The organism is Candidatus Thorarchaeota archaeon (genome assembly GCA_013388835.1).
Taxonomy (GTDB): domain Archaea; phylum Asgardarchaeota; class Thorarchaeia; order Thorarchaeales; family Thorarchaeaceae; genus JACAEL01.
In genome coordinates this window covers 30,707-52,789 of the sequence record JACAEL010000035.1, presented here as the reverse complement: position 1 = coordinate 52,789, position 22,083 = coordinate 30,707, and the positions used below count along the sequence as shown (strand labels likewise).

Below are 22,083 nucleotides of genomic sequence, written 5' to 3'. Positions count from 1 at the left end.
GTGGACATGAGGGTGCAGGACATCAACGTGGTGGCCGACCTCAACAGACACGACCCGAGCAACCCTGGGGAGTCAGAGGGACAGGATGGTACTGGAGTCGGTACGACAGAGAATGAGTCGTTGAGTCCCGATGCGCAGGGCTGGTTCGGTAAGGCAGACCAGTTGATGCAACAGACCGTGAGCTGGTGGGAGGGTGACGAGGGCCGCATCTTTGCTTGTTCTCCGCACCAGTGCACAGTGCAGTGATACTCCGGTACTGGAAGTGGCCACACAACACAGACATCAGCAGGACACGGTTGTGGGCAGGGTGCCTTTTCAGCGGCCGCCATCTCCCGAAGGCACATCAAAGGCTTGACGCAATCTCGACAGTCAGGTTTTCGGTATTGCGGCCGCCCGTGAGTTGAAGTCCGAGGTGGGCGGCCGCTGCGGTCGGGCATCATGGAGAGAGGGGGCATTTATCTGATGATGCCCGTGGGAGGTCGCGCTCTTATCTACGTTTCAAGCACCAGTACTGCCTCACTCCCTGTTTAGACATCGCATCTGTGATGTTCAGAGACCTCCGCCTGTCAAGTTGTAATCATGCACACACAGTGACCACTTGGCGAAGACTCGTGGGAGTTCATATTGTTCCGTGAGTACCAGCTGTGTTTTTCTTGTGACTGCTCTCAGCGGCGCACGATGCACTTATGCTGCCTGCAGTTGTGATTCATGGTGGAGCAACGAAGTTTCCGGAAGACAGACATGGGGCCATCATGGAGGCCCTGAGGCTGGCCGCTCGCATGTCGTTCTGTGTGCTCGAACGGGGCGGCTCTGCTCTTGATGCTGCAGAGTCCGCAATCTGGACACTCGAGGATACGAGTCTCTTCACTGCCGGAAGGGGAGCAAACCCGAATTCGGATGGCGTTGTGGAGCTTGACGCGATGATCATGGACGGCAATCGCCTTCAAAGCGGGGCCGTGATGGCCGTGCGTAACGTCTGGCATCCAATCTCGCTGGCACGCTACGTGCTCGAGCGTACTTCCAACATGCAGTTCGTTGCAGATGGCGCAGAGAAGCTCTACAGGCGTATGGTGTCAGAGGGCTACAGGAAAGAAGACCGTCCCGGGAGTACATCAAACCTTTCGCTGTCTGTAGGGTGTGACACTGTTGGCTGCGTGATTGCTGACAAGAACGGTCGACTGGTGGGTGCCTCATCAACAAGTGGCTGGTCTGGGAAACTCCCGGGCCGGGTCGGCGACTCCCCAATAATCGGCTCAGGTGTCTACGCGAATGAGATTGCAGCGGCCTCGTGTACAGGCAGGGGTGAACAGATCCTACGAATCGTGATGGCGCGCATGGCGGTGTATCATGTGGAGAGCGGCATGTCCGTCACCGATTCAGCAGCGAGGATGATGAGAGAGTTGCGGGACAAGACAACTGGTGAAGCCGGTCTCATCATGGTGGACAGGTCGGGTCAGGTCGCGATGGGTCATGACACACCTCACATGCCCGTTGCGGTGATTCAGGGCAGACCAGACAGGCTCTACACATCGATGTCACCAAAGTGGCCGACTGGGCCGGCGTAGAGCAACACGGATTTCATTCATAGAGCACATCTGAAGTTCAACCGGTGAGACCTGACTGGAGGCCTGCGGTCCTCGGGCGCCTCAAGCGGTCGCAGCGCCGGGCGGGTACCACTCGTCCACCAGGTCTGCCAGACTTCTCATGGTGATGATCACATCCCTATCAGTCAAGTAGTGTATCGACTAGACAGACGCGCATCAGACTCTTCGTACAACGTGGACCCGACCACTACTCACTCTGCCCCTGTCACAGAGCATCCCAAGTACATGCTGGGGTCGTCGCTCGTGGTCCCCCTGACTGACCGTCTCTGCATGTCGTTGCAGAGCATTCATGTCCTGTGACTACTCGTCAAGCAGGGAGCGCCTCTGCCTCGTGCCTCTGCGCGACTTCCTGATGCCACATGCCCCGAGAACAATAGCCGCGATGAAAACGACGGTCATCGCAAGGCCAACTAACGACTGTGGCGATGTCAGCCCCTGATAGACTGAAAACGGACCGATGAGATTCTCGTTCGAGCTGCAGCTGAAGAGGGAGCTGTCAGTCCCGTTTCTATATGTGCCTGACACAGACACTGCAAAGTAGCACACCATGCCTGACAGAGTGGCAGTCATCCTGATCACACGGCTGATGTTCGCGTGGTCATGGTTGAACGTCTCAAGTGTCCTGTCCACGCCAATCCCGGCTAGTGTGAAGCCTCCACCTTTTTCTGCACGGTGAATGCTGATTGCCACCTCGGTTATGTTGATTTGAGTCACTCCGCTCGAGAGTGGAACCAGCCCTATGACAACGGTGACATTGATTGGAATTGAGGTTTCGACATGGTCTGGCGCAGACAGATGCACATCTACCACAATCCAGTCGTCAGTGTATGAAGCGACGGGGAACTCGATGGCTCGAACGGGGACGCATATGATGAGGCATGCGAGCACAATGACTGACACTACCGCGGTCTTGGACAAGTGGAACACTCATGTGGCAATTGGTGGCCCCCCTCATAATCGTAGCTGAGTGAGCATGGTGGCATTGGCTGTTGTCCGGTCGGCTCCCGTACTTGTGTCAGGACCGCAGTGCCGCCCTTCACCTCTCCTGTCCTGCGCAGCTGAGTGAGCAGGCCCGCGTCCAGTGAAGCAACCATGCTCTGCTGTCTTCTCACCCAGGTTGCCCGTACAATTAGGATATCACACTATCTCTCTGAGCCAGTCAATGACCTCTGTGTACGCCTTGATTCGGTTCTCAATCCTCGCCAGTCCGTGGCCCTCGTCCGGGAACCGCAGCAGCCTTGACGGTATTCCTCTCTCAATCAGCCTATTGTACATCTGAATCGACTCGGACAGCGGCACCCTCTCGTCATTGTCACCCTGGATGATGAACAGGGGAGCTGCTATCCTGTCAACCTTGTGAATTGGACTGATACGTTCGAGAGTGTCCCTGTCGTGTTCAAGGCTGCCGTACTCTGCCTCGCGAAGAGCACGACGCCATGGTGCAGTGTTCTCAAGGAACGTGACGAAGTTGGATATGCCCACGATGTCTATGCCTGCCTTCCAGAGGTCCGGATACTCGGTCATTGCGGACAGGACGGCGAACCCCCCGTAGCTGCCTCCGTAGACCACTGCCCTGGTAGTGTCCAGACTGGGGTCGTTGTTCCTGATGTGCATGACCATCTCGCGGATGTCAGCAATCGAGTCCATGCGTTTCTCGACATTGTCAAGGTCAAGGTACTTCTTTCCGTAACCTTCACTTCCCCTGATGTTGGGGGTCACAACTGCATAGCCGGCTGCAACGAAGAACTGGATCACAGGGTTGAAGTCAGGTCGGATCTGCGCCTCAGGTCCACCGTGTATCATCACTATGAACGGCCATCCTCTTTCCGGCTTTCTCCCCTTTGGTAAGTACCTGAAGTAGGGGACTGATAGCCCGTCAAAGCTGCTGAATCGGTGCAGGGTCGCATCTGAGAATGCTGACGACACGAGGCCTGCAAGACCCGACCTGGTCGCCTTCCAAGCGGTCTTGTCTTGTGTATCAAGGACCCATATGTTGGATGGTTCCACTGGTGAGGCCAATGTGATGGCGAGCATGGACCCGTCCGGTGACAGAGATGAGGCCCGTGAGAACGACCTTGCATCGCCGGACACCATCGTTCCGTTGATTGGCAATGGGATAGGTTCGTGGTCCGTCATACCATCCGCGTGAAACACGGCCCGGTACAGCCTGCTGTAACCCTCTTCGTTCACGAGATAGTAGGTCTCGGCGTGTCCCTCGGCGAATGCGGCTTCCTCTGTCTCGTACCTGAGGTTGTCCTCTATCTCCGGAATGGTCCTAAACTCGCCGCTCAGCGTGAGAAGGGCAAGGCGCCTGAAGTCTGACCGAAAGTCAGTTGTGACAAGTAGCGTATTGTTGTCTATGAAGCGTTCGGGTGTCCATCTGGCTTTTTGGTTGCGGACCAGCCCCTCCGTCAGACTCGTGATGCTCCCATCGTCGTAGAGCAGGACCTCATGCTCATTGTTGCCAATTGCTCTGTGGATGATGAGGACCCTGTCGTTATGTAGAGTCGCGCTCACCGAGACCAGTCCTGCTGTGGGCTTGTAGATGACCTCGGGATCATTGTTGATCAGTGGTATCCTCCACCTGTGAATGTCCAGCCTTGCTCGGTCCTCAACGTTGGCCTGATAGTAGACACTCGACGGAGATACATGAGACACCAGGTGCTTGCTTGCGGGCTCGTGTGTGAGGAATGACACTTTACCGCTCCGCTCTATCAGACCAATCTGGTAGTTCTCGTCGCCTCCGCTGTCGGTCATGAAGACTACTGTGCCGTCGCTGAGGAAGACCGGGGCAGTGCATCGGTTCTTCTCATGTGTCGCACGTTCAGGCCACAGTGCATGTCCCCTCAGCACGTCCACCGTGTGCACCTGAAACGTACCCGGGGCATTCAGGACAAAGGCAAGACGGTCCTCTCTGGGATGCCACGACGGCCCGCCTGCAGTCTCAACAGCAAGATACTTCTCAAGTTCGACCGGAGCCATGAGTTACGAGAGAACCCCTTCGCTATCAGTCTTGCCATACACACAGCAAGCCGGGAGGTGTCCGAGTGTCATCGATAGACTCATTGGTATTGCCGTCCACAACTTGAACAAGTGCAACGTACATGATGCGTCTGAATGCTCTTGCTTGTGCCGTCATCATCCTCTTCATGGCTAGCTGCTTGATGACCACTGATACAAGTCATCGTGTGTACCCCCAGACCACCGTCCTAGTATTCGCGAACGGGGCGCCCCACAGCATCATACTCATGATTGGCGATGGTATGGGTCATCAACACGTTGAGCTGGGTGCTCTGGTAGAGAGGGGTGTGCTGGGAGACCTCACCATGGAAACCATCGGTTTCGAGACCGCAGTCAACACCTCCAGTGCGAACTCTCTCATCACTGACTCAGCAGCAGCGGCTACTGCCATGGCGACCGGGAGAAAGACCAACAATGGCATTCTGTCCATGACTCCGCAGGGCACTCCCCTTGAGACCATAGTTGAGCTTGCGCAACAACTGAACAAGTCCACGGGCGTGGTGTCCACCTGCGAAGTCACCCACGCGACCCCTGCGGCCTTCCTGTCTCACGTCATGAGCAGGTCCAACACGTCAGAGATTGCGCGCCAGATAGTGGAGGTCTCCAATGTGGATACAATAATGGGCGGTGGACTCAGTCAGTTCACTGCCGCCCAGCTTGACATGATGACCTCGAAGGGATACACTGTCGTCTACAACAGGACACAACTACTCTCTGTGTCCAGTGGACGTGTGCTCGGTCTCTTTGCGTCCAGTCACATGGCATACGAGGCAGACCGTGACTATGATGTTGAGCCATCCCTTGCAGAGATGACTGACAAGGCCTTGACCCTGCTCTCCTCGGATCCCGACGGTTTCTTCCTGATGGTGGAGGGCGGCAAGATAGACTTGGCGGCACACAGCAACGACAGAGTGAATGTGGCGCTTGATGTCATTGCTTTCGACTACGCCGTCCTTGTCGCAAGCAGGTTTGTGCAGCAACACCCGGGCACCATGCTCATTGTCACTGCGGATCACGAGACCGGTGGGCTCTCCATAACTGGAGACACACTGAACGATGAACTCCCATCACAGGGACTCACCGAGGAACAGAATCGGACACTGCGTGTTGCAAGAGCCAACAATGTCAGCGTGACCTGGTCAAGCACCTACCATACCGCTGCACTCGTCCCGCTTTACTTGAACGGCGCGGTCCCATCGTCCTGGGCCAACTGCACATTCATTGACAACACTGACATTTACTATGTGTCGTCGGAACACCTCCTACTGGACGTGCCACAGGACAATGTCTCTCCCGAGGTCGTCCTTGTTTCACCTGTCAACTGCTCTGTCGTACGGCCAGTCACAGAGGTGTTCCTTGAGGTCACTGACTGGCGGCTGGATACCGTGGTCGCCCAGTGGGATGATGAATCTGAGTCTGTTCTCACCAACCCATATGTGGTCACAGTCCCCTCGAACGACGGATGGCATACTCTTCTTGTGCGTGCGAATGACACCTCTGGCAACACCGCCGAAGTTGCCTTCGTGTGGCTTGTTGACGGTACTCGTCCGACGATAGTGCCCGCTGGAAATGTCAGTCTTGTTCAAGGGAACGTCTCTCAGAAGCTGTCGTGGAGAGCTCAGGATGCTAACCCCAGCTCATATGCTGTTCTAGTCGATGGCATCGTCGTGCTTCAGGGTGTCTGGAACTCCTCGGCAGAAACCGTGACTGTCGGTCTGTCTGAGTTTGGTGTGGGCGTCTTCAATGTCACTATCGTCTTCATTGACAGTGCCGGAAACAGGGCGTGGGACGTCTCTATCGTCACGGTCTCCCCTGCATCCGCGGACCTCTCCACGGTCTCTCTCATTGGTCTGGCAGCGGGCGGTGTCGGTCTCTTCGCGTTATTGCTCTTCGTCGTACATGGGCGGTATCGCAAGGAGGCAGGTACACAGGACGTGCGAGGGCTAGTTGACTAGGGCGTCATGATGATCTTGCCGAACTGCTCTCCTCTCTCCAAGACCTCGTGTGCCTCTCGTGCCTTCGACAGGGGCATCACACGGTCCACCACCGGTCTCACTCTGCCACTCCATACCAGCCTTAGTGCGTCTCTCAGCTCGGACCGGCTGCCCATCGTGGTGCCCAGTATCTCGAGCTGCTTCCAGAACACGAGTGACACGTTTGTTGTGGCGTTCGGTCCTGAAGTGGCACCCGGAACGATAAGCCTCCCTCCCTTTCTCAGACTGCGAAGGCTTCTCTCCCATGTGGCTTGGCCGACCGAGTCAAGGACAACATCGACGCCTCGCCTGTTCGTCAGCCTCCATACCTCTTTGTGGTAATCGGGCTGTTCCCTGTGGTTGATGGTCTGTGCAGCCCCCAGCTCTACTGCCCTCTTCAACTTCTCATCAGATGAGGAAGTCACGATTGCTCTTGCTCCCAGCGCCCCAGCTATCTGAAGGGCCGCGACTGCGAGACCTCCACCAATCCCAACTATGAGAATGTCCTGTCCTGCACGCAGTCTCGCCTTTGTCACAAGCGCACGCCATGCAGTCATTGTGGTCAGAGGCATCGCCGCAAGCATAGTCAGGTCGAGCTTGAAGTCATTCGGGACTGGGATGACATTCTCAGCCTCCACAGCAATGTAGTCTGCATAGCCACCTCTGACGTGTTCGCCAATTATCCTGTACTCATCACACAGAGAGTGTTCCCCTCTGAGGCAGAACTCGCAGTGGCCGCAATAGACGCTCGGGTCGACTACTACTCTGTCGCCCGGTGTGAGTGTCGACTTGACTCCATCGCCGGTGTCCTTGACTACTCCTGCGACGTCACTGCCAAGGATATGCGGCATTGTGAGGTTCAGACCCGGCCAACCCTTTCTCACGAACAGGTCAAGATGGTTTAGGGCGACTCCCTTGACTTCGATCAAGACCTGCGTGCTGCTGAGAGTCGGGTCTTCAACAGTCTCATACGAGAGCACATCCGGACCGCCGTGGTTATGAAACACTGATGCTTTCATCAACTATAGCCCGTACGAGTGTTCTCTGCTGACCTAATCATTCTTTGCCTAAGGGAGCTGGCACACTGCTCATTTGTCCATATGGAGTCTGACGGAGTTCTACTCGACCAAAGCCTTTGAGAAAGGGTATTAAGTGGTTGTGGGCGTCGGGCTGACAACGGTGAACATGGTGCCATCCAGCGACTTGCCAATGATTGTGGTCCATGGTGGAGCAGGAGCATGGAAGGACGAGCGGATTCCGCAGGGTGTTGATGCGGTTCGTGAGGCAGCGACTGTTGGTTTCCGAGTGCTGAAGAACGGGGCTTCGGCGCTTGACGCAGCGGAGGTGTGTACTGTCTTCATGGAAGCATCAGGAAAGCTGAATGCTGGTGTTGGCGCAACCCGGAACATCGATGATGAGATCGAACTGGACGCCATGATCGTTGACGGCTGGACGCTCAAGTCAGGCTCCGTCATGGCGGTGAAGGGGATTCAGCATCCGGTGTCCCTTGCTCGATATGTCATGGAGCGAACGGAACACATGCAGTTTGCCGGAGATGGTGTGTACAAACTCTACCAACGCATGATAGACGAGGGGTACCGAAAGGAGCTCGGGGTTGGCGTGACCGCCCTGCCGCCCTTGACCAGCTCTGCAGCATCTGACACAGTTGGTTGCATCACGGTCGACACAAAGGGACGGATCGCTTGCACCTCGTCGACTGGGGGAATATCAAAGAAGATGGCCGGAAGGGTCGGTGACTCTCCGGTGTTCGGTGCTGGCGCATACGCAAACAAGACGGGCGGTGCGACTGCCACAGGTCAGGGAGAACACATCATCAGAGTCCTGCTCTCACGTATGGCAGTATTGTACATGGAACATGGGGACGACGCTATGACCTCCGCCGTCAAAGCAATGGACCTATTCGTTCGTGAGACTCACAGTGAGGCCGGCCTGATTGTGGCAGACCGGCACGGCAGCTTCGGTGCCTCCACAAACGCAAAGGCAATGCCTGTCACAGTGATTCAGGGCAGCCTTGACCGGATGAGGTCTGCTGCTCTGCTAGATGAGGTCCGATCTCTCGGATAGTCGCCCTGATCTCAGCTGCTCGACTATCGCATCGTATTCGCCAAATGACCTCAGACCCGGTAAGGAGCCCACCGGACGCCCTGCCTTGAAGGCCACCACCATTGGCACCGACTGAATGCCAAACTGCGCCGTAGTGACTGGATTCCGGTCTATGTCTATCTTGCCGAAGAAGACCTTGCCTGCCCACTCACGAGCCAACTCCACGAATGTCGGAGCCAGCGCTCGGCATGGTCCACACCACTCCCCAAAGAAGTCCACCATTGCTGTACTGGTCTTGGATATGACTTGCCAGAATGTCCCATCCGTGAGCAGGTTCACCTGACCGTTGGCCATGGGCTCTTCCACCTTCGGTGCGGCGGCCTGACGCATCATTGCCTGCATCTTCCGCCGCCTTATCTCTGCAAGCTCGTCATCGGACATGGTGTATCCCTTCGGTTGTGCAAACCTCATGCACACTCGCTAATAAACGTTGACTTTCCTGCGATATTGTTGAGAGAGCCACCTTCCAGCACACTCTAGGAAGTCTACGTGCTCAGTATTGTGAAAGACCGCTAGGACCAGCAGTTCCCTGTGTTGGGTCACGTCATGTCTGAGACTGAGACGGCCCCAGTGACGCTTCTTGAGCATGCTCATCACGGTGTTCACTCTCGTGGGCATTGTCTCTATCTACGCAGTGGTGGCAAGGTCAGACCGAGGTGCTGAACGAGTGGCCAGTGGGGTCTCGCGAAGTGCGCCGGGCTGGATGAGAGGCTTGTGCTCAAGAGCAGAGCCTGCCCGCGGGGGATGGATATGCTGCCAATCCGGTTTTGAGCTTGCCAACTGCATCCAGTTTAAACGTCGGTCTGCAGCACACCTGGCCCAGCAGAGGACTAGTGTATGCCACGCGAGACAAGACTCTATTTGCTGATGGTGCTGGCGATGTTCACATGGGGCGGTTCATGGGTGTCCGCGAAGGTCTTGGTGTCCGTGCTGGGAGCACCTCCGATGACCATCGGTTTCTTCCGTTTTCTTGTGGCGACAGTGCTCTTTGCGGGACTGCTCTTGTATCGACGTACAGACTTCCATGTCATGTTCAGCCGATCTAACCTGCTTCTGCTGCTGGGTGTGGGTCTGACAGGTGTGTTTGGTTACGGCGTCTTCTTCTTGACAGGCATGAGATACACCACTGCTGCACAGGGGTCCATAATAGCTGGCATCAATCCTGCGACTGTCAGTCTGTTTGCTCGTCTGGTTCACAAGGAGCGCCTGCCACGACGATGGCAGTACGGAGGCTTTGTGGTCAGCTTTGTGGGGGTCGCATTTGTGATAGGCATCACCGCGCTGGTTGAGTACAACCCGGAGTATCTATTGGGTAACATCATCATCGTGCTGGCAATGATCATATGGGGGGTGTACTCCTCGATTGGAAAGGCGGCGATGAAGCGACTGAGTCCTGCTGAGACAAACATGGGTGGCATTCTAATCGGCACACTACTGTTTGGAATTGCAGCCGTGCCGGAACAGCCATGGAGCCTGCCTGTGTTAGCTGATGTGGCTTTCTGGTTTCACATCATGTTTCTGGGTGTTGCAACCACATTCGTCGGCTTCCTGCTGTACTTCGAAGCAATCAAGGGGCTGGGGATCACGAGGTCCGGAGTATTCATCAATATGGTCCCGGTATTTGGCACCCTGCTCTCGGTGATATTCTTGGCCGAAGTCCTCTACTGGACCTTCGTAGTGGGCTTGCTCCTGATAATAGTCGGGATCCTCGCAATAAACTGGCGGCCTTCCACGCAGACTGGCACGTTGGGTCCCAGATTGCCGACGCAGGGACCTGCCCTCCCAGCCAGTCACAGACGAGCCAGTCCTCGCATCACGGAGGCTACCGCACTCTGAAGCTGTTATCTGTCCTTTCGACTGGGTCGGAGCGGCGTCCAAGTGAGTCGGATGGCCGGCACCTGCTTAACACCAGTCTGGTGACATCCGTGAATGCCTCCTCTATGCCCTCTCCAGTGACTGCGGTCGTCTCCCGGAACAACACCGTGGTACCCATTCTGTCGGCCACCTGAAGTGCAAACTCCTCTCCCTCCAGAGTAGAGACCAAACCCTTGTTTGAGGCAGTCTGACGGAGGTCCGTCTTGTTTCCGAGGATGAGCACAGATGGCAGCTTGCCCATGAACTCGTATGCCTCGACCAGCCATTTCAGCGCGTTATCAAATGACTCCCTGTTGTCAATGGCATAGACGAGGACGATTGCGCTGCAGCCTTCGTAGTATCGCTTCCTCAGTGTCTTGAACATCGGCTGTCCTGCAATGTCCCATATGATCAGAGTCACAGGTGTGTCGTCCACGAGGACTGACTTCTGGGCGAAGTCTACTCCGATGGTAGGAATGTAGGATGCCCGGAATATCTTCCCGAGGTATTGCCGTCGGATACTCGTCTTCCCCACTCCGCCGTCCCCTGCAAGAACCAGCTTGACCTGTCTGGGGGCTTTTCGCATCATCATTCCGTCATCTCGGATTCAGGGCGGGGTCCGTGTTTCAGAATGAAATGGTGTACTTATAGAGATATATTGGGCGGACCATGCAGGACTCGCCGACATGCGTGCAATGAATACCGTGTAGGCTTTCCGATACTCAAGTCCGTCATGCAAAAGGTAATCACATTGCTGAGCTTGGAGTCGCGGCCGGCAGTTCTATGTGAAACACCACACGAAGCGCCTCTGTTGAGGTCGATTCGATGCCCATTTGTGTCCGGCCTCCAATCATCTCTACAAGCTTTTGCGCCAGGCCCAGTTCTATCGCACCGGTGCTTCCAGGACTGGCGTATCTCTCCAACAGCGTCCTCTTGGACTCCGCGTCTGGTGAGTCCAGCCGGAGAGTTATGGTCGCTTTCCAGGTCGGCCTGCCATCCACGGACGAACTGACCATGTTGACCCCTATGCTCTTCGCCGGTCCTATCCTTGTGACCACCCCGCTGACGAAGAGCTGGACTGCCTCAGACAGAAACGAGTTGGCCATCACCACGCACTCCCCTGTCTTTCGGTCCACCTTGTACTCGACAGTCCCACCTCCTCTCTGCTTCGCAACCCCTTCTGTGATGCAACCAACGAAGTCGAGTGGCTCCAACACCTCCGGCGAGAACCGGTGTCCAGAGACTATTGCATCGATGACTCTGACAAGGTCATGAGCATGTGACACCTCGTTCATGCTCGCAGACAGTGAGGCCAGTGTCTCGTCAGTCGGGTTTCTGCATTGAATCAGGTCTTCCAGAGTGTCCAGTGTCGCGCGATGGTGTGCAAGGGCCATCTCTGCAACAAGAGCGATCTGAGCAGCCTGGCTGCGCTGCAGGGCCTCATCATTCCAGGAGTGACGTATCTGGGAACGAACCATCGTAAACGGAAGAATGGCTGACGACGATGCCAGCAGTACCTCTCCGGCCCACCACCCAATCGTGTAGGGTGAGAAGCTAGCCTTGGCTATCATCATCACTAGCCATATTGCGACTGCGCCCGTGGCCGCTGCATCGAAGGTCACTGTTCCTCCCCACTTTCCCGCAAGGAGAAGAATCAGACTGAGCAGAATGAATAGGCCCACATAGCTAAGTCCGAGGAGGACACTGGCGTCCAGTCTTCGAATCTGATCATCACCAAGAGATGAGCCGATGACCCGCTGAAACGCTTCAGCGACCACAACCAGTAGTGCGTAGCCCGCCATGACGGCCAGATAGAACAGGCCCGAATGGCGAGCTCTTGTCACTTGTGGTCTAAGTACAATCCGGACTGCCAGCGACAGGAACAGGACAAGGGTCAGCGCTCCCGTCACATATGGCATGAGGGATTCGGAAGGTCCACCGAGCATTGAGCCGGCATATATCAGGGCCATCGCCAGTTCTGACACTGACCATGTCAGCAGCATCATAATGACTATACTGAGGTTCTGCGAGCTGAGTGTCCTCGACCTGACGAACGTGGCATATGCAAGGCTGCCGGTGAGAACGACTCCTGCCAGATGAATGGCAGCGGCGGCGCCCACGTCGACATGTGAATAGACTGGGACTAATGCCTGCAGTAGTACTGAAGTTAGAAATGGGAGGACGACCAGTGCGCTGATTGACACCGAGATCAGGTATGCGCTATTCCTTTCCACTCCCACATCTACCAAGAAGGTGTATCCCTTTGCGACAATCGCGATTACAAACGAGATTGCCATCAATGTGACCATGGCAAGCCAGAGAAACGATGGCGAATGCATGATTGACATGTGTGATGCGGCGGCCCCGGCAAGTAGTACGAACGACACGCTCAGTCGTATCGACTCGCTCGAAGCAGTAGTCCGATATTGACGATACATGATGATTGCGGCCGCTAGGTATGCGAAGACTGCCACCCCACCAACCAAGTAGCCGACAGACAGAAACAGCCAGGGCGGGAAAGGCTGCCTGAAGAAGGCCATCGCGACAACGAACAGTGCGGTTGGGACAGCAATCAGCGTACCAAGGGCCCTCCGTGTCATCCATACGGACTCATTCCGCTGTGGACTGGACTGCAGTCTGGCATGAAGCATCATTATGAGCCCGGTGGTCGCAAGAGCGACAAGATTGAGGGCTATCCCCGGGGTGGTTGCATGGAGTGCAGGACCCTCGTGGTTGTACAGGTAGAAGATGCTTGCACCACCCAACACAATCGCTGCATGTGCTGTGCCTGCTGCGAACACGCCGTGGTGGGGTGACCTGTCAATCCTCATGCGGCTCGCGCTGCACACTGTCATCGTGATACAGAGGAATGCGAGCACCGAGTACACTGCCGTCGCCGCACTTGGAGTGTTCCATGGCACTTCTGCAGCGATGAATAGGACCCCCAGTGAACCCATCGCCAGCATACCGACTCCCATTCTGAGGGACTCGGAGTCCATTCGCTTCAAGCCATCCACTTCCTGTGGGCATCCGAATAACGTCAGGTCTGAAAAGTGTTCCCTATTTCCCGGACTCTTACACTCCTATGTGCTAATACCTTATAACGGAATCTGAGATGAAACGACTGCACGATTCTGGAGCGTCGGATGGATATGCAGCTCGACCTTGCATCTATCGTGATACGGGACGTCAATGTGGGATTCACATTCCTGACTGCGTCTGTACTAGTGGTGATATCCTATGGTTTCTACAAGAAGCGGCCCGGACGCGTGTCTGGGGCGGGCGGTCTCTCAGCATACTTCGCGACCTTTGCCGTGTACACATTCATGACCAACATGGACTACCTCTATGCGCCCTATGTACAAGCGAGCTACCTGTCTGCAGTCGGGACATTCGTATGGATTGGTGGAATCCTGTACCTCGTGTACTCTATGGAGTCGGACCTTGCCTTCGTTGGGATAGGCAAGTACTATGTGTTTCTCATTAGTGTGGCCTATACCATAGTGTCACTGGTGCCCATGTTCACTGGGGGTCCAACGTGGCTAGTGTTCGTGGGACTGTCCATCGCGATTGTCTATGTGACATACACGTACATCGAGCGTGTAATGGAACTGGAGACCGCGCGGAAGACGTTTCCGGAGCTCTACTTTGGCGTTGGATTTGCCATGAGCGGGTTTGCAAACTTCATGCTGGTCTTGTGGGGTGTCCCTGAGGTCTTCATGGCAAAGAACGCGTTGGTTCTGGCTGGGTCGTTGATGATAAGCTACTCATGGCGCGGAATACCTTCGGCAGAGGACTTGAGCTGGCTGCTCTCTCTGGACCGCCTGCTGGTGATGGGCTCTGAGGCATCCCTCCCCATCGTAGACTTCAGGTTTCGGCGTTTTGACGACAAGTCAGGCACGGAAGACACGGACTCGAAGGACGGTATGCTTGTTGCCGGGGCAATCAGCGGTATCAATACTCTCATCGGGGAGATCCTGGCCGACTCAGGAGGACTCGATGAGATAGAGTACGGTAAGAGAACCATCCTCTTTCACCGCAGAAAGCACTTCGTTTCCATGCTGGTGGCTCAGAGGTCAATCCCAGAGCTTCGCTACCGCCTCGAGGCATTCAGCCTGGCGTTTTAGAGCGAGTATCGCGATGCACTGGACCGGTTTGATGGCAATGTGGCGGCCTTTGGGAATGCTGAGGGGCTTGTTCGCCAGTACTTCTCCTAGTGTCAAGGTGGCCGTACCTATGCAGTCCTTCGCCGAACCTTTGCTGCCCGTACCATGACTCCTCGTCGGACCTTCCAGCTATCTATGAATGACGTGGCGGTTCATACGTATGCATGGGTACCGAGACATTGTAGCGCTTGACGTATGGTCCTTCTACACACGTCCAGCCCACTGGTAGCAACTGACACGGTCCCGATGGACACGGACATTGCATGGGCTAGCAGCAGCTGCCCAGAAGTTGGACGGTCTTAGACATCGCTGCGTGGTGCATGTACACTTCCGTGTGGGAACGGAGAGCTCGAGGTCGGCTCGACACCTCACGAGACCTCGAGGAGTGACCCCAGTGCCGTCTTCTGGGAGTGACAGGATGCCTGTGTCCAATTCTGTCTAACTGAGAATGAACGGTCAAATCGGTTGGGCGTGCTGCAGAGGACTCGGTACAGTCAGACCTGTGTCCATCCAGTTCCGCGTCATCGGTCACAGAATGTGCACTCTCCCAAGCTCACGCTGTCTGAAGGAGCCTGTCCAAAAGCGTTATATCCGTTCGAAATAACCGCTCATCTTGTTTGCGCTCAGTTGCCTGATAGTGAGAGTGTTCGGTCAAGTTGCCGCAGACCTTGTTTGAGCCACCACGAACATGAGTCTTGGTAGAGCAAGTGTCCAAGCTGCTTCAGAGCACTCCATATCGGGTATCAATTGCAGGTGAGTCTATCGATGAGAAGACAGCGGTCCAAGGTCCAGATCCTATCACTGAGTCTTGTTCTTGTGTTCATGTTTGGCATCATCCCTCAGGGAGTCATGGCAGGCCAGATGCTTCCTGAGGACGCCCCGGAGATCTTTCCGAGGCCGTTCCCGGGGTATGACCTCGCCCCCATATACATATTCTATGACCCCGGAGACGAGATACTCTCTGCAGTAGCAACCGCGGTGCACGAGATACTCTCCTACCGGGTGAATGGTGTGGTGCTCATCCCGGTCAGTTCACTCAGTGACATTCAGTACTGGTTGCAGGCGAAGCCTTGGATTGCTATCTATGCCCTGCGGACGGGAGTCAACGAGGTGGTCTTCTCGGAACGAAACGCGACATGGGCGGAGTTCCATCAGGTGCTCACCGAGTACAGGTCTTCTCAGCATGTTATTGGCACTGGAAACACACTATCGCTCAAGTACCGTCTGTCAGATCTGGACACGAATGTCCATCACAGTGACTCTGAACAGATCGATGGTATGCTACTCATTCTCTATGATGTCTGGACCGTGGCGGACATTGTAGAGCAGAGGGCTCACATTGACCCCAAGTACGACCGCGCCTCAAAGGACCTCAAGTCGATGGCCATAAAGCTATATGGCGACAACATGCAGGAGTTTGTGGGCCGGACACTGGAACCCGTCGACATTGTCGGCGAGGAGGACCCTGAAGCCTTGGCAAGACGAACTGAGGAGATGTGGGCACGTCACGCACCACGTCTGGAGAAGGCTGCGTATGAGATGCGTCTTGACGGTTCTCTTGAAGAGCTGCCACTTGCTGACCTCCCGAGCGACTTCTCACCTATGGTCAAGTTGAGCTCTCCTGCAGAGCTTGCGTCAACGGACTTCATACTGGGAGAGATTCCTCTCTTCTCAGCCCTCAATGGACCAATTGGTGAGATAATCGACGTCCTGCTTGACGTCCTCATGGACGAGGGTCAGACAGTCATATCCATACCTTCAGATGTCATGGACTCCCTCGCCGAAGCCTTCGAGGTGATAGAACCTCTCATCGGCATCGTGAGTGACTTTGATGCAGACTCACCTCTCAAGTCAGTAATAGACGCCTTGGCCTCGGAGTTTCCGTTCATCGAGGAGTACAAGGACTACCTCAACATATTGCTCAAGGCCCTGTTCAACCTGCGCGGCGACTGGGGCGACCTTGTCGAGATCCTTCTGGAACTCGTCGAGGCTCTGCTGCCCGAGGTCATTCCTTCAGAAGTGACGGACTTCCTATTTGACCTGCTCGGCGTTGGCAGCAGTCTTTCCACTCTGATCGACGAGGTCATCTCGGAAGGCAAAGGAGTCTTCGACACGCTGTTCGGCTTCTTCACAAAGAACGCACTTCAGGCCGTTCTCAACAAGACCCTGACGGCCACGCTCAGTCTCCTGCCCTCGCAGGTGTCCACACTGTTGCCGCGACTTGTGGCTTTCGTTTCCTCTGCAATTGACTTCCTGACAACAAAGGACTTTGGAAGATTCGTTGAGGCTGTCGGGGACGACCTGCTCAGCCTCATCCCGGACATCTCCGGATATGAGACCGTCGTCGAGCAGATAATGTCCGTCTTCAATATGGCCATGACAGCCGCGGGTCTGGTGGACAGCTTTGACGCGGACACGATAGTTGAGCTTGTGAAGCAAATGCTGAACGAGCTCGTTCCTTCCGGGATGGTCACTGATGTGGAAACTTTTGCCCGGAGTCTACTGAACATCACCAAGGTCTACAAGGAGAGTCCCGCGCCGGATCTGAACAGCTTCAAGACTCAGCTACTCAGCGTGGTTGAGGCTGCAACTTCGGGTGACGTCTCGACACAGATGCGTCAACTCATCAGGGATGTCATCACACTACTCGCAGGCTTCTACATTGACGGATTCGACAAGAACCAGTTGCCAGACCTATTCGAGATTGCTGAAGGCCTCATCAACGAGCTAGTGCCCGCCAGCCACGGTGCTTTCACACTCTCTGACGCTGCTGACCTAATCGAAGCGTTCAACGATGCAGTCCGCCCGATACTGGGCATAATCGCGATGGTGTCTGACTCGGACTCCCTCAAGCAGATGGTGAGCAAGACGGTGTCGGGTTTCGAGTCGGAACTCGGCAATCTGCCTCAGATGATAATGCATGCGATAGAGTACTTGGACATCGAGGACTATCTCGCAAGTCTTCCTGACGTTGAAGAAGTGCTCTCCACCGTTTCGGAGATAGCCGGCGGTGTCATCAACCTGATTCAGTTCGCCAAGGACCAGAGCTTCCAGGGAATCATGCAGTCGCTGTTGATGTCTGCCGGGTCTCTTCTCGGCACGTTCCCCTCCTTCGACCAAGTCCCGCTTGACCCCGTACTCACGCTGCTCAAGTCTTTCTTCCCCAAGGCCTTTGGAATCGACCCGCAGAGCGCACCGAGCGCTACTGAGGTCATAAACCAGATAATGGCGGCCGCGTCGCCCTATCTCTCCGGCATCATTGACCCATCCCTGCTGCAGACGATCTTGGAGTTCTTCATGGACATAAAGGGCATATTCACCGACGGTGTCAAGTGGATGGTCGGAAAGATCCTCGACTGGCTCACTGGGATGCTCGACCCGCTCTTCGACGAGCTGGAGAGCATGATAGAGGGTCTCTTTGCCGGAATGAACGACCTGTTGGGATACTCAACGACGCTGCCCATCGGGCTTGGCGAGTGGTCTCTGTTCGACCTGAGCATTGCTCTGGGAATCCGTGCGGAGTTTAACATCGACCTGACCCCACTCTCTGACTTGATTACAAGCATGATCTTCGATGCGAGGTCCACATTCTCGATAAGCAACATTGGCGACTTCTTCAAGGTCATATTCTCCTTCTTCGAGATAACGCCGCAGTTCTATGCCGAGCTTGGTGTCTGTGGTTTCGACTCCTCCAAGAATGCCATCCTCGGTCTACTCATGGAGATGTTCGGGCTTGAGTTCTCATTCGAGGGCTCGGCCAAGTTCGTACTGAATCTGTTCACCTTCCGCAATGGGATGTTCGAGTGGGAGGACTTCATGAGGGTGGTGGAGTGGGCCCTTCACATCAAGATAGCACTAGGCAAGACATTCACACTGGCTGACATATTCACCGCCGGTCTTGGTGGCGGGGCTCTCGCAGCCGTCATGGAGTTCCTTGGTCTCGACATGATTAGCATAACAATCTGGCTGGCCGTCGAGCTTGACATTGTGAAGAAGGCTGCGTCAGCAATAGCGCCCGAAGTGTCGACTCTGACTCTCGCGGTGACCTTCGGAATCTCGATTCACATTCCGTTGGACTTGCTTATAGTGGCGATAATCATTGATGGTTCTCTCGAGATCATACTCACGTTCTTCCAAGACCTGTCGTCGAACGACCCGATGAAGATAACATTGCGGCTCATGTTCACTGTGAAGGTCACATTCCGCTTCCTCTTCTTTGATGACGATGCGAGCTGGACTTGGGAACCGGGCGGGCCTTGGGACTTGAGTCCTAAGAAGACCGATGAGGAGTTCCAGAAGTCCGGCGTTGGCTTCGACACAGATGACGACGGTTTGTCTGACGAGTACGAGGAGAGCGTTCCCGGTCTTGACCCCAACAACCCTGACACAGACGGTGATGGTGCCAACGACAAGCTTGAGGTTCAGACCATGTACACCGATCCGGTCAACCCTGACACAGACGGTGATGGTCTTCTCGACGGAGAGGAGTGGGACTTGGGCACGAATCCAAGAAACCAGGACACAGACTGGGACGATCTGACCGATTATGAGGAGGTAAGGGTATACGGCACGTCGCCCTTTGCTCAGGACACCGACGGTGACCACTTGACTGACGCATATGAGGTCTATACAAGATGGGACCTCACCGAGTGCACTCCGACTGTGGAGTACGTGGTGATTGGTGGCGTGAAGTACGATGACCATACCGACCCGCTGAACCCTGACACTGACGGCGACACCCTGCTTGATGGACAGGAGGGCCCCGGAGGCGCATACTACGGTCTCGACTCACTTTACAATGAGACCGCAGGCTCAGGGTCTGACCCATCACCTCTCATCTTCAACTATGGCTATACTCATCCGCTTGATGCTGACACTGATGACGACTCCTACCTGCAGTTGTACAACGGAGACATCGACCATATGCTGAACACCCGACTGCACCCGGCAGGTACTGAGGGACAGGAGTGGCCGATGAACGACGGCGCTGAGGTGAGAGGCTTCGACATCATCCTCTATGACGACGAGGGCGAACCATACGACAAGCATGTGTACACAAACCCGTGCAATCCTGATACTGATGGCGACACTGGTGTGTCGGAAGCCGATCGCACCAACCCGCCACCCGGCGCATGGCTGAACAGTGATGGCTACGAGCTATGCCTCGATCCTCCAAGCGACCCAACCGACGGTGACAGCGACGACGATGGTCTGCTGGATGGTCTTGAAGGCGTCTTGCGTCAGGACAGCAACCACACTTTCTATCTGGACGCAGACACTGATGACGACGGCCTGCCGGACATGACCGACCTGCTGCTGGGCACTGACCCGCTCTCGCCGGACACGGACCTCGACATGGTCGCAGATGGTGACGAGTTCTTCCGGTACGGCACTTCACCCACTGTCTTTGACTCAGACTTTGACGGACTCAGCGACGGTGAGGAGCTGTTCTTCTGGCATTCAAACCCAATGGCCGATGACAGCGATGGTGATAGTCTCAGTGATGGTTTCGAGGTCCTCTATACGGGCAGTGACCCGATGGATGAAGACTCGGACAATGATGGTCTCACGGACTTTGAGGAGTTCTTTGTGTACTACACTGACTGCTTTGTCTATGACACTGATGGCGACGGTCTGTCGGATGGTGAGGAGATCAAGACCTACCTGTGTGACCCGCTCAACTGGGATACCGACATGGACAGCATAACTCAACCCAATGAGTATGGTGACATGACATGGCCGATGAGCGACTATGACGAAGTGATGCTGTATCACACAAACGTCACATCTCCTGACTCTGACCTGGATGGCTTGGATGATGCAATAGAGCTGTATCTCGCATCAGGCCTTATTCCATACATGGACCCAGTGCTTCTAGACCCGCTGGACAAGGACACAGATGATGACTGGCTAGCGGACGGCAGTGAGCTGTTCCTGGAGAATGTGACCGGCATAATCTATCCATACCAGATACCTGCGGTCCGTCTGCGTTACAACACTTCACCGGTCGTCTTCGACAGTGACAATGACACTCTGAGTGACTATCAGGAAGTGGTCGTATTCAATTCCAACCCGTCGAACAATGACACGGACAACGACACTATATCCGACTGGTATGAGATCTGGGTATACAACACCTCGGCTCTTCAGGCAGACACGGATGGGGATGGCCTGTACGACGACGAAGAGACCCTGACAGAGATCTGGCCCTACGGGTCTTGGCCTCCGGAGAACTGGTCCACTGGCATAGGCGAGGGCGACAATGGTACTATTGGCGGTTACGTCCCACCTTTCTATCTGGCAGGGTTCTCTGACATGCCGCCTCCCGTCGTACTTGCACAGGCTCTGTATGCCACCTCCGCGACCGACCCCGACTCCGACAATGATGGTCTACCTGATGGTGCTGAGGTGCTGTTCTACGAATCGGACCCGATGGACACGGACTCGGACAACGATGGGATACCTGACACACTCGAGTTCGACACGGACTTCGATGGGTTGCCCGACGGGATAGAGTTCGGTCTGGGGCTGCAGGGCACCATGGGTGGTGGTATCATGAACCCCGATTCAGACTTGGACGGTCTTCTTGATGGTGCCGAGTACTACGTCTATGGCACCAGTCCTCTGAAGATGGACACTGACAAGGACGGTTACTCCGACGGCCTTGAGGTCTCTCTCGGTCTGGACCCGTTGACCTTCACCTCAAAGCACGACTTTGAGCTTGCTCTGGCAGTGATGCGTGGTGTCAGCACGATAAGAGTGATGATCCCGCTGACTGGCGCAAGGACCTATCAGGACACACAGGTCAGCGTGGCCAACTTCACACCGTTCCAGGACGTCTGGTTCAGATACAACAATGGTACGGGATGGAGCAACAACATATCTCTGAGCTACAACCCCGCCGCAGGCATGTGGCAGAGTACAGGTCACAGGTGGAGCACTGGCAACATCTCCCTTGAAGTCTACGGCCGCAACTACACTGGGGTGATCCATGCAACCACCGCCCACTTTGTGGTGCTGCCCGGTGACACACCATTCCCGTGGCATCTTGTGGCTCTCGCGGGTGGAGTTGTAGGTCTCGTGGTCGTGCTTGGCGTCGTCGATCACAAGACCAAGAAGGTACGTGGGACCTTCCGCTGGCTTGGACGAAAGGTGCTTCGTCGAGGCGGTGCACCATCCAAAGGGAAGTCTGCTGACGGCGGAGGAGGCGGAGGCGGAGGCGGAGATGGCGGTGTGACCGAAGGTTCGACCGAAGAGGCTGAATCTGATTCCAAAGCAAAGTCCACGAAGAGCACAAAGAAAGGCGCCTCCAAAGCAGGCAAGAAGGGAGGAGTGTGAGTA

The 22,083-nt window shown here is 55.4% G+C and carries 13 protein-coding genes; 7 read left to right on the top strand and 6 right to left on the bottom strand.

All coding sequences use genetic code 11. The features are described from left to right. Both HXY34_06620 and HXY34_06615 read left to right on the top strand, forming a co-directional pair. Positions 1–246 (top strand): hypothetical protein (locus HXY34_06620; protein NWF95799.1); only part of this gene is annotated, 246 nt, incomplete at its 5' end. 440 nt (positions 247–686) lie between these two features. Continuing rightward, positions 687–1,565: an isoaspartyl peptidase/L-asparaginase gene (locus tag HXY34_06615; GenBank protein NWF95798.1), complete on the top strand. Its 879-nt coding sequence runs from the start codon at positions 687–689 to the stop codon at positions 1,563–1,565. A gap of 339 nt (positions 1,566–1,904) precedes the next feature. Here HXY34_06615 and HXY34_06610 read toward each other — a convergent pair whose 3' ends face one another. Next, the gene (locus tag HXY34_06610; GenBank protein NWF95797.1) at positions 1,905–2,522 is read right to left on the bottom strand and encodes a hypothetical protein; all 618 of its coding nucleotides are present in this window, start codon (positions 2,520–2,522) and stop codon (positions 1,905–1,907) included. Between the two features lie 219 nt (positions 2,523–2,741). Further along, positions 2,742–4,586 (bottom strand): S9 family peptidase, encoded by a 1,845-nt coding sequence (locus HXY34_06605; GenBank protein NWF95796.1) that lies wholly within the window; start codon positions 4,584–4,586, stop codon positions 2,742–2,744. Between the two features lie 122 nt (positions 4,587–4,708). On the opposite strand from HXY34_06605, the gene HXY34_06600 reads away from it, so the two are divergent. Then, on the top strand, positions 4,709–6,580 hold the full coding sequence (locus HXY34_06600) for an alkaline phosphatase (GenBank protein ID NWF95795.1): 1,872 nt from the start codon (positions 4,709–4,711) through the stop codon (positions 6,578–6,580). On the opposite strand, the gene HXY34_06595 is transcribed toward HXY34_06600, so the two are convergent. Beyond that, positions 6,577–7,617 carry a zinc-binding dehydrogenase gene (locus HXY34_06595; protein ID NWF95794.1) on the bottom strand — a complete coding sequence of 347 codons (1,041 nt, stop codon included), beginning with the start codon at positions 7,615–7,617 and terminating at the stop codon, positions 6,577–6,579. The genes HXY34_06600 and HXY34_06595 overlap by 4 nt on opposite strands. A gap of 133 nt (positions 7,618–7,750) precedes the next feature. Here HXY34_06595 and HXY34_06590 point away from each other — a divergent pair, with 133 nt between their 5' ends. Then, positions 7,751–8,683, top strand: coding sequence for an isoaspartyl peptidase/L-asparaginase (locus HXY34_06590; GenBank protein NWF95793.1), 933 nt, complete (start codon positions 7,751–7,753; stop codon positions 8,681–8,683). Here the strand turns inward: HXY34_06590 and HXY34_06585 are convergent. Next, positions 8,657–9,133: a thioredoxin gene (locus tag HXY34_06585; protein ID NWF95792.1), complete on the bottom strand. Its 477-nt coding sequence runs from the start codon at positions 9,131–9,133 to the stop codon at positions 8,657–8,659. The genes HXY34_06590 and HXY34_06585 overlap by 27 nt on opposite strands. 426 nt (positions 9,134–9,559) lie before the next feature. Here HXY34_06585 and HXY34_06580 point away from each other — a divergent pair, with 426 nt between their 5' ends. Next, a complete protein-coding gene (locus HXY34_06580) occupies positions 9,560–10,558 on the top strand; it encodes a DMT family transporter (protein ID NWF95791.1) in 999 nt (332 codons plus the stop codon). On the opposite strand, the gene HXY34_06575 is transcribed toward HXY34_06580, so the two are convergent. Both HXY34_06575 and HXY34_06570 read right to left on the bottom strand, forming a co-directional pair. Then, on the bottom strand, positions 10,545–11,168 hold the full coding sequence (locus HXY34_06575) for a GTP-binding protein (protein ID NWF95790.1): 624 nt from the start codon (positions 11,166–11,168) through the stop codon (positions 10,545–10,547). The genes HXY34_06580 and HXY34_06575 overlap by 14 nt on opposite strands. A 154-nt stretch (positions 11,169–11,322) precedes the next feature. After that, positions 11,323–13,584 carry a hypothetical protein gene (locus HXY34_06570; protein NWF95789.1) on the bottom strand — a complete coding sequence of 754 codons (2,262 nt, stop codon included), beginning with the start codon at positions 13,582–13,584 and terminating at the stop codon, positions 11,323–11,325. A 138-nt stretch (positions 13,585–13,722) separates the two neighbouring features. On the opposite strand from HXY34_06570, the gene HXY34_06565 reads away from it, so the two are divergent. Both HXY34_06565 and HXY34_06560 read left to right on the top strand, forming a co-directional pair. Further along, positions 13,723–14,703 carry a hypothetical protein gene (locus HXY34_06565; GenBank protein NWF95788.1) on the top strand — a complete coding sequence of 327 codons (981 nt, stop codon included), beginning with the start codon at positions 13,723–13,725 and terminating at the stop codon, positions 14,701–14,703. Positions 14,704–15,507: 804 nt separating this feature from the next. Continuing rightward, entirely contained in the window at positions 15,508–22,080 is a 6,573-nt protein-coding gene (locus tag HXY34_06560) for a hypothetical protein (GenBank protein ID NWF95787.1), read from the top strand. Positions 22,081–22,083: the final 3 nt, after the last annotated feature.

Coding starts and splice junctions, on each gene's coding strand:
- HXY34_06615 (NWF95798.1), top strand. CDS start 687: ATGCTGCCTGCAGTTGTGATTCATGGTGGAGCAACGAAGTTTCCGGAA.
- HXY34_06605 (NWF95796.1), bottom strand. CDS start 4,586: ATGGCTCCGGTCGAACTTGAGAAGTATCTTGCTGTTGAGACTGCAGGC.
- HXY34_06600 (NWF95795.1), top strand. CDS start 4,709: ATGATGCGTCTGAATGCTCTTGCTTGTGCCGTCATCATCCTCTTCATG.
- HXY34_06595 (NWF95794.1), bottom strand. CDS start 7,617: ATGAAAGCATCAGTGTTTCATAACCACGGCGGTCCGGATGTGCTCTCG.
- HXY34_06585 (NWF95792.1), bottom strand. CDS start 9,133: ATGAGGTTTGCACAACCGAAGGGATACACCATGTCCGATGACGAGCTT.
- HXY34_06580 (NWF95791.1), top strand. CDS start 9,560: ATGCCACGCGAGACAAGACTCTATTTGCTGATGGTGCTGGCGATGTTC.
- HXY34_06575 (NWF95790.1), bottom strand. CDS start 11,168: ATGATGATGCGAAAAGCCCCCAGACAGGTCAAGCTGGTTCTTGCAGGG.
- HXY34_06565 (NWF95788.1), top strand. CDS start 13,723: ATGGATATGCAGCTCGACCTTGCATCTATCGTGATACGGGACGTCAAT.
- HXY34_06560 (NWF95787.1), top strand. CDS start 15,508: ATGAGAAGACAGCGGTCCAAGGTCCAGATCCTATCACTGAGTCTTGTT.